Source organism: Chryseobacterium sp. BLS98 (assembly GCF_001045445.1).
GTDB lineage: Bacteria > Bacteroidota > Bacteroidia > Flavobacteriales > Weeksellaceae > Chryseobacterium.
On record NZ_LFNF01000001.1, the window covers coordinates 795,794 to 811,736 of the forward strand.

Annotated in this window: 14 protein-coding genes; 6 read left to right on the forward strand and 8 right to left on the reverse strand. The window is 39.2% G+C overall.

Annotation, left to right across the window (positions count from 1 at the left end; all coding sequences use genetic code 11):
• Positions 1-21: 21 nt before the first annotated feature.
• The 7 genes from ACM40_RS03550 to hflX all read right to left on the reverse strand — a co-directional run bounded on the left by ACM40_RS03550 (position 22) and on the right by hflX (position 7,983).
• Complete coding sequence (locus tag ACM40_RS03550) at positions 22-1,260, reverse strand: hypothetical protein (protein ID WP_048501425.1); 1,239 nt, start codon at positions 1,258-1,260, stop codon at positions 22-24.
• Entirely contained in the window at positions 1,261-3,282 is a 2,022-nt protein-coding gene (locus ACM40_RS03555; RefSeq protein ID WP_048501426.1) for a hypothetical protein, read from the reverse strand.
• A 15-nt stretch (positions 3,283-3,297) separates the two neighbouring features.
• On the reverse strand, positions 3,298-3,966 hold the full coding sequence (locus tag ACM40_RS03560; protein ID WP_048501427.1) for a hypothetical protein: 669 nt from the start codon (positions 3,964-3,966) through the stop codon (positions 3,298-3,300).
• A gap of 84 nt (positions 3,967-4,050) precedes the next feature.
• Positions 4,051-4,770 (reverse strand): DNA alkylation repair protein, encoded by a 720-nt coding sequence (locus tag ACM40_RS03565; protein WP_048501428.1) that lies wholly within the window; start codon positions 4,768-4,770, stop codon positions 4,051-4,053.
• A 50-nt stretch (positions 4,771-4,820) separates the two neighbouring features.
• On the reverse strand, positions 4,821-6,107 hold the full coding sequence (locus ACM40_RS03570; RefSeq protein WP_048501429.1) for a cation:proton antiporter: 1,287 nt from the start codon (positions 6,105-6,107) through the stop codon (positions 4,821-4,823).
• Between the two features lie 20 nt (positions 6,108-6,127).
• Positions 6,128-6,757 carry a DUF4919 domain-containing protein gene (locus ACM40_RS03575; RefSeq protein WP_048501430.1) on the reverse strand — a complete coding sequence of 210 codons (630 nt, stop codon included), beginning with the start codon at positions 6,755-6,757 and terminating at the stop codon, positions 6,128-6,130.
• Positions 6,757-7,983, reverse strand: a complete 1,227-nt coding sequence (gene hflX / locus ACM40_RS03580) for a GTPase HflX (protein ID WP_048501431.1) — start codon at positions 7,981-7,983, stop codon at positions 6,757-6,759. Before hflX ends, ACM40_RS03575 begins: the two co-directional genes overlap by 1 nt.
• Before the next feature lie 204 nt (positions 7,984-8,187).
• On the opposite strand from hflX, the gene ACM40_RS03585 reads away from it, so the two are divergent.
• The 4 genes from ACM40_RS03585 to ACM40_RS03600 all read left to right on the forward strand — a co-directional run bounded on the left by ACM40_RS03585 (position 8,188) and on the right by ACM40_RS03600 (position 12,521).
• Positions 8,188-8,895, forward strand: a complete 708-nt coding sequence (locus ACM40_RS03585) for a LytR/AlgR family response regulator transcription factor (protein WP_048501432.1) — start codon at positions 8,188-8,190, stop codon at positions 8,893-8,895.
• Between the two features lie 160 nt (positions 8,896-9,055).
• Positions 9,056-9,538 (forward strand): T9SS type A sorting domain-containing protein, encoded by a 483-nt coding sequence (locus ACM40_RS03590; protein ID WP_048501433.1) that lies wholly within the window; start codon positions 9,056-9,058, stop codon positions 9,536-9,538.
• Between the two features lie 4 nt (positions 9,539-9,542).
• The gene (locus tag ACM40_RS03595; RefSeq protein WP_048501434.1) at positions 9,543-12,089 is read left to right on the forward strand and encodes a beta strand repeat-containing protein; all 2,547 of its coding nucleotides are present in this window, start codon (positions 9,543-9,545) and stop codon (positions 12,087-12,089) included.
• Between the two features lie 6 nt (positions 12,090-12,095).
• Positions 12,096-12,521 carry a hypothetical protein gene (locus tag ACM40_RS03600; RefSeq protein WP_048501435.1) on the forward strand — a complete coding sequence of 142 codons (426 nt, stop codon included), beginning with the start codon at positions 12,096-12,098 and terminating at the stop codon, positions 12,519-12,521.
• A gap of 108 nt (positions 12,522-12,629) precedes the next feature.
• Here the strand turns inward: ACM40_RS03600 and ACM40_RS03605 are convergent, their stop codons facing one another.
• Complete coding sequence (locus tag ACM40_RS03605; RefSeq protein WP_083996781.1) at positions 12,630-13,064, reverse strand: META domain-containing protein; 435 nt, start codon at positions 13,062-13,064, stop codon at positions 12,630-12,632.
• A gap of 86 nt (positions 13,065-13,150) precedes the next feature.
• Between ACM40_RS03605 and ACM40_RS03610 the strand changes: the two genes are divergently transcribed.
• Complete coding sequence (locus ACM40_RS03610; protein ID WP_048501436.1) at positions 13,151-15,361, forward strand: S46 family peptidase; 2,211 nt, start codon at positions 13,151-13,153, stop codon at positions 15,359-15,361.
• 72 nt (positions 15,362-15,433) lie between these two features.
• On the forward strand, positions 15,434-15,907 hold the full coding sequence (locus ACM40_RS03615; RefSeq protein WP_048501437.1) for a YdeI/OmpD-associated family protein: 474 nt from the start codon (positions 15,434-15,436) through the stop codon (positions 15,905-15,907).
• Positions 15,908-15,943: the final 36 nt, after the last annotated feature.

Sequence of the window (15,943 nt, forward strand, 5' to 3'; positions counted from 1 at the left end):
TTATATTTTAGGATTGCAGATTTACCATCTCAAAATCAACGGTAATTCTCCTTTCTTAGCTTTGATCTTCATCCAATAGTTCTGTCCGTTATTTCTGTAGAATATATATTCAATGTCGGAAAGGATTTTTTTCTCCGTTGAGATTAAAGTGCTTAAAGAAGACAGCAACAGCGGACTGTTTCTGATAAAGATATAATTTTCCTTAAGTTCCGGAGACAATGCTATAGGTTTTCTGATAGATTTTATAATAACACCATCCCCATTTCTTACAATCTGATTCGGCTGAAAAGGAATCGCGGTGAACTGGTTCTGCGTATTGATCCAGTTTTTACGCTGAAAATAGACCCAGGTTTTTTCTGGAGCAGAAGCCCGGAGATGGATAATATAATTAGGCTGAATAATTTTCTGAACGGTCTTTTTTTCTATTTCATTAAAATTATCGTCGTAGCCGTAGCTGATAATGGTGTCATTCACCTGTTCAAGATCTGCGGTTGCTTTAAAATAATGAATCTGAGCTGAATCTACCAGATTTTTACCAAAAAAACGGGCATAGTTTTTCATATGCTGCTCGTCTAATTCAGCTTCTAAAAAATGACTTTTTTCCCGGATATCAGAGATTGCTCCTACGAAGGATACGGCATCTGCGTTATTTTTCATCTCAATTTCATCCGCTTTCAGTTCAATGGAGAAATTTTGGATTTTCTGTCCGGAAATAAAGGATATGCTTCCTAAAGAGCTGCTGATAAACTGGTCTGAAGTAAAAGTTTTTTTGCCTGATGACCTGAAAAGGAATTGCTGTATCGATGGAAAAGATATGTCGGAAGTTCCCAGGATACAGTTTTCACCTTCTATTTTAATGAATATCTGATCTTTACGGAATATATTATTGCCTTTGCTGATAAACTGATGATTTTTTAAAAAGACTGAAAATTTCTGAGGATCTTTCAGTTCCACCACACTGTACCATTCGGAAAATTGAGTTCCTTTCAGATGGAAAATCTGCAGAAAATCCGGAATTCTTATTCCTGAATCTTTTAACGGAATTATTTTCTTATCCTTCTTTTGGCTTTCTGACCATTTTGACGGATGGGTAATTAAGCTTGAAATATATTCTCCCATTAATTTTTTTACATCAATTAAGACAACAATATCTGCATTTTCAGGAACAAACTTCAGGGTTTTGTTTTTATAAAAAAATACAAAATAGACCGCGGCTGCGAGTAAAACAAATAACGGGACAATAAGTTTCTTTTTGTTCATCTATAATATTTGAGGCTTCTTTTCTTGCTCTTTAATTTTAAAAATTTCATCAAACAGGTCAAAGAAGTACATTAAGCTGTTTTCGGAAGAGTTTTTAATGTTATAATCTATTTCTGTTTCCACGCTGTCTCCTTTTACCTCTGTTTTATAGTACATTTCACCTACATTTTTTCTGAACAGATCCAGTGTTTTTCTCTCGGAAGGGGTTTTGAATTCTTTTTCCAGACCGATTAACAGCTTCTGAACATCCAGCCTGCCGGATAAAGGATATTTTGAGGAGTCTTTTGCCCACTGTTTAGAAACCCCGGACTGTGCCTGGGGAGTAAGATTCTGTGTAGAGCTTGTAAGGTATACAATGCCGTCTTTTACAACGAAGTACAGCTGATCCATATAACCATCTCCTTTTTCATCCTTAAAAGAGTAAATATTGCCGTTCTTTGAGAATTTCTTGGCTAAATTCTTATTGGTAGACAATACATTGAAAACACGGTTCCAATAGCCTTCATTTTCCGTGGCAAAAGCAAATGTAAAATCAGGAACGGCTACATCTTTGGTTTTCTTCACTTCTTTTTCATTATAATCATCATCATATTCATAGTCCGTGTAATCTACTTTTTTGGATATCAGTTCATTCAGGACAAAAATACCGTTTCCGGGCGCTATTTTAGTGATGGCTTCTTCATCCAGAATGATTTTCATGGTTTCCATCATCAGTTCCATTTCTTTTTTGTATTCACCGTTTCCGGAATCCTGGAGCAGGTCGTACATCATATCAAAGGTTTTTGCTCCATTGACGTTCATTACATAATAACCGATGCTTTTTTCATTAATAAGCGCGGCCAGCTTTTTGTTTTTCTTTCCTTTATAAACGGATGAAATTGTTTTTTGGATATTTGGATTTTTATGCTGATAATTATTCACCAGCTTTACCTTATCCTTATCAAAATATAAATTGTAATACGAATTTGAATCATATGCATTTCTTAGAAACTGTCCGAATTCAAAACGTTTCATCATCTTGCCGTAAACTCCGTCATTGACCATTCTTCCGTAATCTGTGTAAACAAACGCATCGGAATCCGGATCCCTGAAGCTGAGCATCGCCTTCGGAACATCAAGCTCCAGATTTGAGTTGAAATACTGGTCGAAACGGTCTTCCGCAATCTTTTTAACAATTTTGAAATTTTCAATGCGCATAGAATCCAGCTCTTTCTGATACGCCGTATCTATTTCAGCTTCAGCATACTCCTCTTCTCTTGGGTATACTTCCGTTTCACCTTCAGAATGCTGGGTATCCACATTTTCTTTCGGATACTTATGGTTCTTTTCCAGGTACTTGATATCTTTCTGAATTCTGGTAATTTCTTTATTATTTTCCCTGATCTCGTCTTTTAAATATTTAATTTCCTCCTTCAGGTTTATTATTTCTTCTTTATAATCAAAAGGTTTTTCCGGTTCTATGGCATAAGCACTGTCCACAGCTACAGCAGCACTGTCCGCAACAGCTACAGCGCTGTCCATTACAACATCGTCACTCCAGATATCTTTAAAAGGCTTCGTATAGCTTACCATGCTCAAAACAGCACGGTCGCCGTTCCAGGCAACAAAGATATTATCATCAATATCAACGTAAGAGTAATTTTTTTTCCTTGAAATCTCCAGTCCCTTTTTCTTGGTAGAATTGATGAATTCCTGAAACTTTTCTTTGTTATCTACAATAAAATGAGTGGTATACGTTTTTATGGAGTCATTGAAGCTTGCATAATGATATTGCGTTGCATCATACTTGATTCCCGTCTTGGAATAATCGTTCCACGAAGATTTCTCTTTGCTTTTTTTGCTTAGCTCATGCAACAGCGGGTTGAGTTTCTCCCAATTAATTTTCTGATTAAGCTGTTTTCCGTTGATTTCCATATAAAATACGGCATCCGCAGGAAGTTTCATGCTTTTTTGGGCAAAAACAAGCATAAAACTAAAAAGGACAAAGCTAAGGGTTTGTGTTTTTAATAATATAGATTTCATGGTCGAGTGTAGAATTTATTGAAATAATATAGTGTTTTGTAACTGTTTCTTTTGAAAGATCAGGTCTAAAATATCCGCTTCCAGCTTTACCGCTTTTTTATTCGGAGCCAGGAGATAGGAGCTGTTGGTTTGGGACTTTACCGTATTTTCAAACTGCATGACAGAGGTGTATCTGGCGTTATTGAAAATTTCCTTATCTGCCTTTCCCAACTTGTCGTAATCGGCTTTAAAGGTATTGACTTTATTTCTGGTGAGTATTTTTTTCTCAAGGTTCTGGCTGTAAATCTGTGTCGGGATCATTTTTCCGAGGATATTTTTAGCTTTAAGCTGTTCCAGTCCGGCGTTGATATTTTCTATTTTTTTAAAATTACAGCTCAGTTTGATGATATAATTGTCAAAATCCATGGAGGTTTTCACATTGCTGATTCCCGGAGTTGCTTTAAAAATTCTTGCCGCTTCATTGATTTTGCTTTCAATTTCAGTCTTTTTCGGAACTTTTTTACCGTTGATGGTTTCCATTTTTGAAATGGATGCCAGTCTTGTTTTGCTTTTACTGGCATTAAGAATGATGGTGTATTCCCCTGTGCCGTCAGCTTTGACATTTACTTTATCTAAAATATCAAAACAGCTCGTCAGCAGGAATAAGGGAAATAAAAGCAAGAACAGCTTCAGAAAATTTTTCATAATTCGGCTTTAAAGCACAAAATTACTTAATTCTGCTTGAAAATACTTTATGGACGCTGTTATTTCACTGAAAACAACCATTTTTTAAATCCTTCCCTTCAGGTAATCCTGTCGTACTTCTTCGTCCAGCTTTTCTATAGCATATCTCAGGCTGGTTCTGGGCATATCCTGATAATGCTTATTCAGAAAGTTAATCAGCTCTGTTTCTTTTTTTTGTCCCATTTCACGGAGAAGCCAGCCGTTCGCTTTATGCATCAGATCATGTGTGTGCTTCATATTCCTGATTACGAACTCTTTAGTCAGTTCAAAAGATCCTTTTTTCACATAGTGCATGGTCCCTACCACAGCCATTCTCTTATGCCACATTTCCTCAGAGGTTGAAAGGTTCCTCAAGAGCTCTTCTTTTCCGTTCTCAAAGGCATATCTGCCTAAAATTTTATAGCAGCTTGAATCCACCAGATCCCAGTTATTCACATGCGGAAGATGATCCAGATAAAACTGTATGATTTCTTCTTTAACGCCCTTATCCTTTGTTTTTTCAAACTTGGAAATCAGCATAAAAAGCGCAGTTAATCGATGTTCATGGTATTTTGAAGACAGCAGGATACTCAGATCGCCCAGACTTATTTTTGAATAATATTCTTTGGCTACAGATCTCTGATCCGGAACTTTTACCCCTAAAAACAGATCTCCTTCTCCGTACTCTCCTTGTCCCGTTTTGAAAAATCTAGGGAAGAATTCTGCTTTTTCCGGAATGGATAAAACAGCTAATGCCTCTTCTATTTCTCTGATGATATTGCCCATACGGATCGTTATTTTATAGAGATTGAATAATTCTAGTCAATAAATTGCCTTTAAGCATGCTCATCCGCAACAATACTTTCTTTCTCCTCCTCTTCTTTTGCAATGGCTTTTGGATTGGCTACCTTAGCAATGGTAAGTCCCTGAACAATAATAGAAAAGACCACTACACAGTAGGTGATACTTAAAATAATTTCACTGTATTCGCCTTTAGGAATAGACATGGCCAGCGCTATGGAAACTCCTCCTCGGATCCCCCCCCAAACCAGCACTTTTACCGTCTGCGGACTAAACCTTGTTCTCAGAGACATAAATTTTGTAGGGATCCAGATCGAAATAAAACGGGCAATTAAAACCACTGCAATAGCCAGAAGTCCCGGAACCATAAAATGCTTTAAGTCCTTGATCATCAATAGCTCAAATCCTATAAACAGGAACAGTACGGCATTCAGGATTTCGTCAATCAGTTCCCAGAATTTGATGAGGTAATCCTGGGTAATAGATTTCATTTTAAACCTTACGTTGAAATTACCCATGAATAAACCGGCAGCCACCATCGTAAGAGGCCCTGAAATATGCATCTGTCTTGCAATAAGATAGCCACCCATTACTACGGAAAGCGTCACCAGAACAGAAATAATATAATCATCCACTTCGCGCATCAGCCTGGAAGTAACCCATCCCAATAAAATTCCAAGCAAAATCCCTCCGCCGGCTTCTTTCATCAGAAGCAGACCGATACTTTCAACCCCCAGATCCACTTCTTTTCCTACAGCAAGCTGCATAACGACAGTAAAAACCACTACAGCCATACCATCATTAAAAAGAGATTCTCCCGCTACTTTTGTTTCCAGGGATTTGGAAACATTGGCCTGTTTCAGGATACTTAAAACAGCCACCGGATCGGTAGGCGAAATAAGCGCTCCAAAAACGAGACAGTAAATAAACGGAAGGTGAATTCCTAAAAAAGGCAGCAGATAAAACATCCCGAATCCCACTACAAAAGTGGAAATTACTACTCCGGCCGTTGAAAATATAAGAACAGGCCGGAACTGCTCTTTGAGATCATTGATATTGATATGGATTCCCCCTGCGAAAAGCAGGAAATTAAGCATGGCACCCATAAGAACTTCCGTGAAGTCTATACTGTTCATTAAATTATTAAGATGCCCAAAGGTTCTTGGCAAAACAGTTTCTCCAAACATGACCAGAACAATAGAAACGACGATAGCAATCACCATGATCCCGATGGTGCTCGGAAGTTTCAGAAATCTGTAATTAAGATAAGCGAAAATTGATGCCAGTACGATTAAGGCTGAAAATGAATAATATAACTCCACTAAGTGTTTTTTAAATTAATTTATAGGTTTAAATAAAGTATTTTGATGTACAACTTATGTCCGTCTTTTTCCCAGATATCAAACATGCCGTCTTTGGCTGTTTTTGATCCTCTTACATAGTCTTTCCCGATATTCAGGATATTCAGGAGAATATATTCATCCCCTACAGAATTTACCAGATAGGCCGTTTTTTCTGAGGTTCCGTCTCCGGAATTCTTTATTCCTTCCGTGAGGGAACGGAACTGGTTCAGGTGGTGCATAAAGTTGTTGCCATCTTTCATGGAATCGTATGCCCTGAGAAGAACAAGAAGAATATCCAGGTTCGTAGGATCTTTATCGTAGAGCACTTTGCCAAGTTTGATGCATTCTTCAAAATTATTCTGTTTGAAAGCATCCGCCAGCTCCTTAAAACTGTCATCCAGTGTAGAAACTTTATCATCCCTGAAATTTCTTCCATAGTAAAGATACTGAGCTTCAATACTGTCCAGGGACTTTGGATAGCCCTTGTATTTGAAAATCAGCTTCTCATAATTATAGGGAGAATCCGGGTTTTTAAGATTCTTCTCAATACTTTTTAAATCGATTTTTGATTTCTGGCTGAAGCCAAAAACCGAAAAAAGAACCAATAACAGGAAAAAGTGATATTTCATTAATCGTTATTTTCTTCTTCCTCGTCGTTATCAAAATATTCGAAAAGGAAATCATTGTATGGGAATCTGGAAATATGGATCTTCATGACCTCATCATAAATCATCTTCTTCATTTCAGGGAAGTTTTCTTTCGTCAACGCAGAAATGAATACTGTGGGATATTTGGATTTACCCATCCACGTTTTTTTCCACTCTTCCAGTGAAATGTTTTTTCTGGTGGACGGTGTAAGATCATCTTCATCTTTTTTGTGGTAGCTGAAATCATCAATTTTGTTAAAAACCATGATCATTGGCTTCTGATGTGCATTGATCTCCATAAGAGTCTGATTAACAGATTCTACCTGATCCTCAAAGCTTTCGTGGGAAATGTCTACCACATGGATAAGCAAATCTGCCTCACGAACCTCATCCAAAGTAGATTTAAAAGATTCTACAAGCTGCGTAGGAAGTTTTCTGATGAATCCTACCGTATCGGTAAGCAAAAACGGCAAATTACCAATCACCACTTTTCTTACTGTAGTGTCCAGCGTTGCAAATAATTTATTTTCGGCAAAAACCTCAGACTTGGAAAGTGCGTTCATCAGTGTAGATTTTCCAACGTTGGTATATCCTACCAAGGCTGCACGCACTACTTTCCCACGGTTATTCCGCTGGGTAGCCATCTGCTTATCAATGACTTTCAGTTTGTCCTTTAACAGGGAAATCCTGTCACGGATGATACGGCGGTCAGTTTCAATTTCCGTTTCTCCGGGTCCCCTCATCCCGATTCCTCCTTTCTGACGCTCAAGGTGGGTCCACATTCTTGTCAGACGCGGCAAAAGATACTGATACTGAGCCAGTTCCACCTGAGTTCTCGCATAAGAAGTTTGTGCTCTTTGGGCAAAAATATCAAGGATAAGATTGGTTCTGTCTAATATTTTTACTTCTATTTCTCTTTCCAGGTTTTTAAGCTGGGAAGGAGATAGCTCATCATCGAAAATAATTGTCCCTATCTCGTTTTCCTTTACGTATTCTTTTATTTCCTGTGCCTTACCGCTTCCTATAAAAGTTTTGGAATCAGGCTGGGTTAATTTCTGAGTAAATCGTTTCTGAACCGTTGCTCCTGCCGTGAAGGCCAGGAATTCAAGTTCATCCATATATTCCGTAAGCTTCTCTTCATCCTGGTTTTGGGTAATAACCCCTACTAAAACTGCTCTTTCGTAATTATGTTGTTTCTTATCTAGCATTAATTTCTGTCTATGTTTGTGATTTTCACAAGATACCAATTTTCAGGAAAAAAAACAAAATCATTTTTTAATCTTATTCAATATTTAATGTTAATTTAAGTTTAGATCACTATACTTTTATAAAAAAGCAATACCTTTATAAAGCGGATTTACAAATCATAAACAATTAAAAATGTAAATATTGTAAAAACTAACACCCAAATCATGAATTCCCGTATTAAATGTATGATCATCGATAATGATGAGCTGGACAGGCTGGTTCTTCAACATCATATCAGGCAGTATGATAACATAGAGATTATTGCGTCTTTTAATTCGGCGGAAAAGGCAGCTCCTTACCTCGAATTTCCGATCGACCTGCTCATCTGCGAAACCAGACTTGAGGGCATTAACGGATTGGAATTCAGAAAACTAGCTCATAAGGTTCCAGCATGTATCTTCTTAAGCTCCCAACCGGAGCTGGCCGCAGAAGCTTTTGACATTGATGTGCTCGACTTTATCACAAAACCCCTTAAAACAGAAAGATTTCAACATTCCATGGAGAAAGTTTTCAGTTTTTTTGAAATGAAAGAAAAATGCGAATGCTTTGATGCCCTTCTCGGTGAAAACTGTATTAAAATAAAAGAAAACGGTAATATTTCACAAGTAAGGCTTACCGATATCCTGTATCTGGAAGCCTTAAAAGATTATACCCGGCTGGTTACCCATGAAAAAAAACACTGCGTTCTGGACTCTCTTGGAAACCTTCTTCACAACAGCTTCTTCGACTCCTTTATAAGGATACACCGCAGCTATGCCGTTCCCCGCCATTTCATCCGTGGAAAAAGCAGCAATGAGATAGAGCTGATCCACCAAATCAGACTTCCCATAGGCAGAACTTATAAAGAAAGACTCTCTTTTCTTAATCCCTAACTCCTACATACCCACATTTTTACGATAAAATGCCGTTGGTCGATTTTTTTTGACGTTAGTCTATTTTCCCTCAATTCGGTTGCGATATGTGGTAATTTAGTGTTCACAAATTTTCACCCGAAAACTTGTCAACCAATTAATAACCACAAAATTATTTTACATGAAAAGAACATCTATTCACTGCTTCTTTCTCATTCTGTTCACGTTTTCCGTCAGTCTACTGAATGCTCAGTCAGCAGTTCTGGCCACAGGAACAAATGCATCAGGGAGCAACGGCTCGGTTTCTTACAGTGTCGGACAGACGGCTTATCTTTACAAAGGAGCAAACTCCCAGGTTCTGGAAGGTGTACAGCAGGCCTACGAAATCACGACACTATCTGCCGGAGAAACCGCATTCAGGCAAGAAGGCATTCTACTTTACCCGAATCCTACCAGAGATTACCTGTATATAGATTTTACTTCGTTTCCATACAAAGGATCGGAATATCAGCTATACGACGCACAAGGTAAGCTGATCAGAAAAGACGTGATCTCACAGTCTAAGTCTGAGCTTAACCTTTCTTCTCTTCCTTCGGCGGTCTATATTATCAGAATCAATCAGAATGGAGACCATCTAAAAACATTTAAAGTCATCAAAAAATAACGTCATGAAAAAAATATTACTTTCTCTGGGGATCATGCTGGGCTTATTTATAGCACAGGCACAGGCTCCGGAAAAAATGAGCTACCAGGCTGTCATGAGAAATGGGTCGGGTCAGCTGCTGATCAATCAAAGTATTGCTGTCAAAGTGAGCATATTACAGGGTTCTCCTGCCGGAACGCTGGTTTATTCTGAAAGACTGACCGGAAACACAAACGCCAACGGGCTCATCAGTATGGAAATAGGAACCGGAACCATACTTTCGGGAGTTTTTTCTGCAATTGACTGGCCGGCAGGAAGCTATTATTTAAAAACCGAAACCGATCCTGCAGGCGGTACAAATTATACTATTGCAGGAACCAGCCAGCTATTAAGCGTTCCTTATGCCATGTATGCCAAATCTGCAGGCGGAACCGGCGGAAGTTTTGTTATCCCCTATACAAACACAGTAAATAACGCATCAACTTTATTCTCTCTGATCAATGATGGGGATGGAACTTCTGTAGAGGGGATCAATAATACCACCACCTCAAGTATTTCTTCGGTAAGAGGGATTGTAAATAATGTATCTCCAGGGGGATTTTCCAGTGGTGTCCGGGGTATCAATAATGGAACCGGAGGGCTCGGAGTTGGTGTCTGGGGAAGTCAAAACGGCAGCGGCTGGGGTGTTTACGGTGTTACGCCTAACGGATTGGGGGTATATGGAAATGCAAGCGCAAACGGAACCGGCGTGTATGCTAACAGCAACACAGGAACCGGACTTACCGCAACCAGCAATAATGGAATTCCTGCAAGCATATCTATTTTCAATAATGCCAATAACAATAATGTCCTCAATGTTTCCAGTGTAGGAAACGGAACTGTTGTGAATGTAACCACTACAGGCAACGGGGCTGGTGTCCAAAGTTCTACCGGGGCCGGATTCGGTCTGCATGGCATTACAAGTGCACAAACCTCTGCAGGTATCGTAGGTGATAATAATGGAAATGGTGAAGCAGTGGTAGGAAGAACAACCAGTGATATTGCAGGTGCCGTTGTAGGCCGTAATGACGGAGGAGGTTATGGGGTAAGAGGTTTTGTAGCAACAAATACTACCGGCACTTCCATCGGTGTCTTCGGACAGGTTGGACTTAATAGCGGAAAAGGAAGGGCCGGAAGGTTTGAAAACGTTAACGCTACGAATGACCTTAATACCCTGGAAGTAGAAACCAATGGTGCAGGAAACATTCCTGATAATACAAAGGGTAATGCATCCTCATTTCTTGTCAATAATACAAACAGTGTAGGAGCCGCGGTAAGAGGTGAAGTAAAAACAATCTTTGGAAACTTCGGCGCTGCCGGTATTTTCGGAATTTCTTCAGGCACAGGTGGTTTTGCAGGTTTATTTCATGCCAGCAATCCATCCGGGAACGGTGCTGCATTGGTGGCTATCACCGATGGAAACGGAAATGCTATTACCGCAAATGCCAGCAAAGACGGAAATGCTGTAGAAGCTAATATAGACGGAGCAGGAAATGCGCTTTATGCATGGGTTCCTACTTTTGCCACCGGACGTGCAGGAAGATTCAACATATTTAATGACGCCAATACAAGCGATGTTATAACAGTAACTACCGTAGGTAATGGTACGGCCGGAAATTTTAAGGTTGACAAGGTAACGGGTACCTCACCTGCTGTAAAAGGTGAAGTGAATTCACAATTCGCCAATTTCGGAACTGCCGGTATCTATGGGTTATCCTCAGGTACAGGAGGTTATGGAGGGCTTTTCTATGCCAGCAATCCTTCCGGAAATGGTCCGGCTCTGATTGCTATTGCAGACGGAAACGGAAACGGAATCACCGCTAACGCATCTAATACCGGTGATGGTGTAGAAGCTACTGTTGATGGATCAGGATCTGCAATTTATGGATGGGTACCGAACTTCGGAACAGGAAGGGCCGGGCGTTTTACCAATTTCAATACGGCCAACGGGCAAAACGTTTTGGATGTTCGTAATGATGGTACCGGAACTGCTGCAATGATAGACCACAGAGGTTCATCGGGGAATATACTGGTCATGAGAAATGTGGGTACCAATGTGGCAAGGGTGAATAAATCAGGTACAGGTTTTTTCAATGGCGGAACACAAAACAGTGGTGCAGACGTTGCTGAAGCATTTGATGTGGAAGGAAATACTTCAGAATATGAACCTGGTGACATTTTAATTATTTCAACCAACTCAGACCGTACAGTAGAGAAATCATCAAAACCTTATTCTAATCTCGTAGCCGGAGTGTATGCAACAAAGCCGGGTGTGCTTCTGACTGAAGAGAATATAGATACTGAGCTTACAGGAAAAGTTCCGATGGGCGTTATTGGGGTGATTCCTACAAAAGTTTGCCTTGAAGGCGGTAAAATTAAAAGAGGAGACCTTCTGGTTACTTCATCAAAAATGGGAACAGCCATGAAAGCCAACCCTAAAAAGGTAAAAATAGGACAGGTGATTGGAAAAGCGCTTCAGGACTACGACCAAAACTCAATTGGTAAAATTAAAGTACTGGTAAACATTAAATAAACTATCATGAAATCACTATATATCATTGCATTTTTAGCATTAGGCGCGTCTGCTTATGCTCAGCAAAACAAGAAAGCTCAGGAATCTGATGATCAGGCACAGGTTGTGAAGCAGCTCAGAGAACGGGAAGCTCAACAGGCAAAAGATCTTCAGGAAAATGCCCCTAAAAAACAGGCTGTAACCACTCTGGCATCAGAACAGGGACTTGAGGTAAAAAAACAGGACACAAAAGCTCAGAACTCCAGCTCAAATAATTCTTCAGGAAAATTACTGCCCAATACAGCAACAATTGCTGAAATAAAAGCTTCTATCCCCAACAGGCAGGTATCCCGAACCAATACAGCGAATTCTAGGAACACAAATAGCAATGTCTTAGGCCTGCCCAACACGGCAACCTTGGAAGAAATAAAGAAAACCATTCCAAAAAACTGATAACATAACCAGATTTCAAGCAAAAAGTCCGCTCCAGCGCGGACTTTTTATATTTTCAGGCTCAATGGTTTTAGATACTTGAATTTCAGTTTAGCTTAAATCAGACCCTTAATCCCAGTCTGCTGCTACAAATTTCATAGAATTTCCATTATCATCAGATAAGGTAAGGAAATGTCCCTCTATGGAATAATGGGTCATTTTATCAAATTTCTGGCTGAAAGCTGTTTCCAGGTCCATATTCTGGCAGGCTTTCAATGTACTTCCTACTCCTGAAATTATTACTTTTCCTCCGTTTTTAAATTCGGAAGTAAAAAACATGCTGTTGCATCCCATATGGGCAGATCCCTTTATTTTTCCTTTTTCCATTACGCCTGTGAGGTTGATTTCTGCCTTATTTCTGACCAATTTCTCTTTAGAAAATTTATCAAAAGAAACGAGCATCCACTGTCTCTGAAGAGCGGGATTTTTTTCAGGAACAGCAGAGCAGCTTACTGCCGCCCCAAAAAATAAAACTGCAAAAAATGCTACAAGTATTTTTTTCATGTGGGGTATCCTTCCATTTTCATACCATTCCGGGATAGAATATCGTAAAAATTAGTAAATTAGCGACACAAAAATTATTTTATAAAATGAAAAGACTATTTCTACTGTTCACTTTCTTATTGGGCTTTGCCCAGATGAGGGCGGATGAGGGGATGTGGCTGTTAATGCTCATCAAAAGACTTAACGGGGTCGATATGCAAAAAGAAGGACTGCATTTGACACCTGAAGAAATTTATTCGGTAAACAATTCAAGCTTAAAGGATGCTATTGTAAGCTTTGGAGGCTTCTGTACAGGAGAAATTGTTTCTGACAAAGGACTTATCTTCACGAACCACCACTGTGGTTACGGTGCTGTAGCTGCCGCTTCCACTCCGGAAAAAGATTACCTGAAAAACGGATTCTGGGCTATGAAGCAGAAGGACGAATTCAATGCAAAGGATCTTTATGTAAGATTTTTGGTAAGAATGGATGATGCTACGCAGAGAATCAATTCCAAGCTTAATAACAATATGACCGGAGCAGAGAGAAAAGCAGTCATTGATGCTGAAACAAAAGCCATCCAGACTGAAAACTCTGAAAACGGAAAATATACGGTAGTGGTAAAAGATTTCTTCAACGGAAATGAATTTTACTATTTTGTATATCAAGATTATAAGGACATCAGATTGGTAGGAGCACCACCTTCATCTTTGGGTAAATTCGGAGGTGATACCGATAACTGGGAATGGCCAAGACATACTGCTGATTTCACCGTATTCAGAGTATATGCTGATGCAGCAGGAAACCCTGCGGAATATGCTCCAAGCAACGTTCCATTGAAGCCTAAGCACTTCCTTCCGGTTTCTCTTAAAGGAATCAAACCTGGAGATTTTTCTATGATCTTAGGATACCCTGGAAGAACAAACCGTTACCTTACTTCTTACGGAATCCAGCAGATGGTTAACAAAGACTATCCGGCTTGGGTAGAGGCTTCCAAACTGGCTATGGATGTTATGAAAAAGTATATGAACAAGGATAAAGCAACTCAGCTTAATTATGCTTCTCAATATGCTTCTGTAGCAAACTACTGGAAAAACAGACAGGGAACGATTGATGCGGTAGATAAAAACGGAACGATCTCTGACAAACAAAAGATCGAGGATACCTACAGAAAATGGACCGCATTACCAGGAAATTCAGAATATGACGGTGTTTTAGAAGATATCGGAGCTTATTACAAGCAGGTTTCTGACAGAAATGTTGAAAGAAACTATGCTTCACAGTTCTCCAGAAATGCAAAATATATTACTCTTGCCCTACAGGTAGGGTCTGTTCTTAAAGCCTATTCTGCACAGGATATGCAGGGAAGGTTGGCAATGAAGGCCAAAACTGAAGCGGCAATCAAAGCAGCTTATGAAAACTTCAATCCGGCCCTGGAAGGAGAAATGCTTGCTTCTATGGCTGGTCTTTACCAATCCAGAGTAACGAATAAGGAAGTGGCATCTGCTACTATTTTAGGATTAGACTCCAAGACTCTTTCTAATGTAGCTTATTCTTCAATTTTCGCCAATAAGACTTCTGCTACGAACTTCTTATTGAATCCGGATGCATTGAAACTTGATGCGGATCCGCTTTGGAAAATTGCCAACGGAATCGTTGCCGATCAGAAAATGATAACGGAAAAGTATTCTAAAGTTGATGATAACTTTAACAAGAACAACCGTTTATTCCTGGCCGGATTAATGAAAGCGATGCCTGAGAAAAAATTCTATCCGGATGCTAACTCTACCATGAGATTAACTTACGGAACAGTAGATAAACTTCCTGTAAGAAATGACAGAAACTACTTCGGAGTTACTGACAATTATTATACGGATATGACCGGTCTTGTAGGAAAATACAAGAAAGGAGATGAAGAATTCGACCTTCCTCAAAGAGTGATCGATCTTTATAACCTTAAAGATTTCGGCCAATACGCTGATGCTGCAGGATATATGCCGGTAAACTTCCTTTCCAACAATGACATTACGGGTGGTAACTCCGGTTCTCCTGTAATTGATGGAGATGGAAACCTTATCGGTATTGCATTCGACGGAAACAGCGAAGCATTAAGCGGTGATATCGTATTTGAACAGGACTGGCAGAAAACAATTAACGTAGATGTACGTTTTGTTCTTTGGACAATCGACAAATATGCTGGAGCAAGAAGGCTGATCGACGAATTAAAGCTTGTAAGAGGAGAAAACACACCTCCTGATACGAAGTCTAAAAATTCAGGGACTACCCAAATGCCTAAAAAAGCAAAAAAAGTAAAATAATCTTTTTTGATATATTTTAAAACCGTGAATTTACATTCACGGTTTTTTTATTTTTGACTTAAAATCTTTATCATGAAACAGAAAATAGAATTTACCGGAATTATAAAGCAAAACGGATCCATGAACGCCGCTTTTGTAGAATTCCCTTTTTCTACGGAAGAATTGTTCGGCAAAAAAGGACAGGTCAAAGTTAAAGCAACATTTGATGATAAGATAGAATATCGTGGAAGTCTTGCCAAAATGAAATCTGACTGTCATATTTTAGGTTTAACCCAGGATATTCGGAAGCAGTTGGGAAAGACTTTTGGTGACGAAGTTTCAGTAAGACTTACTGAAGATAAAGAGGAAAGAACCGTTGATATTGCTGATGATATTGCTCTTGTTTTCAATGAAAATCCCGATGCCAAAAAACTGTTTGATGCCATGAGCTATACTCACAGAAAAGAATACATCCGCTGGATCGAAGAAGCAAAGAAATCTGAAACCAGGGAAAACAGGAAGATTAAAATGATTGAAATGATTTTGAGTGGGAAAAAGGGAGTTTAATTAAACTCAGAACTCTTTTATTTAGAGTTCTGAGAC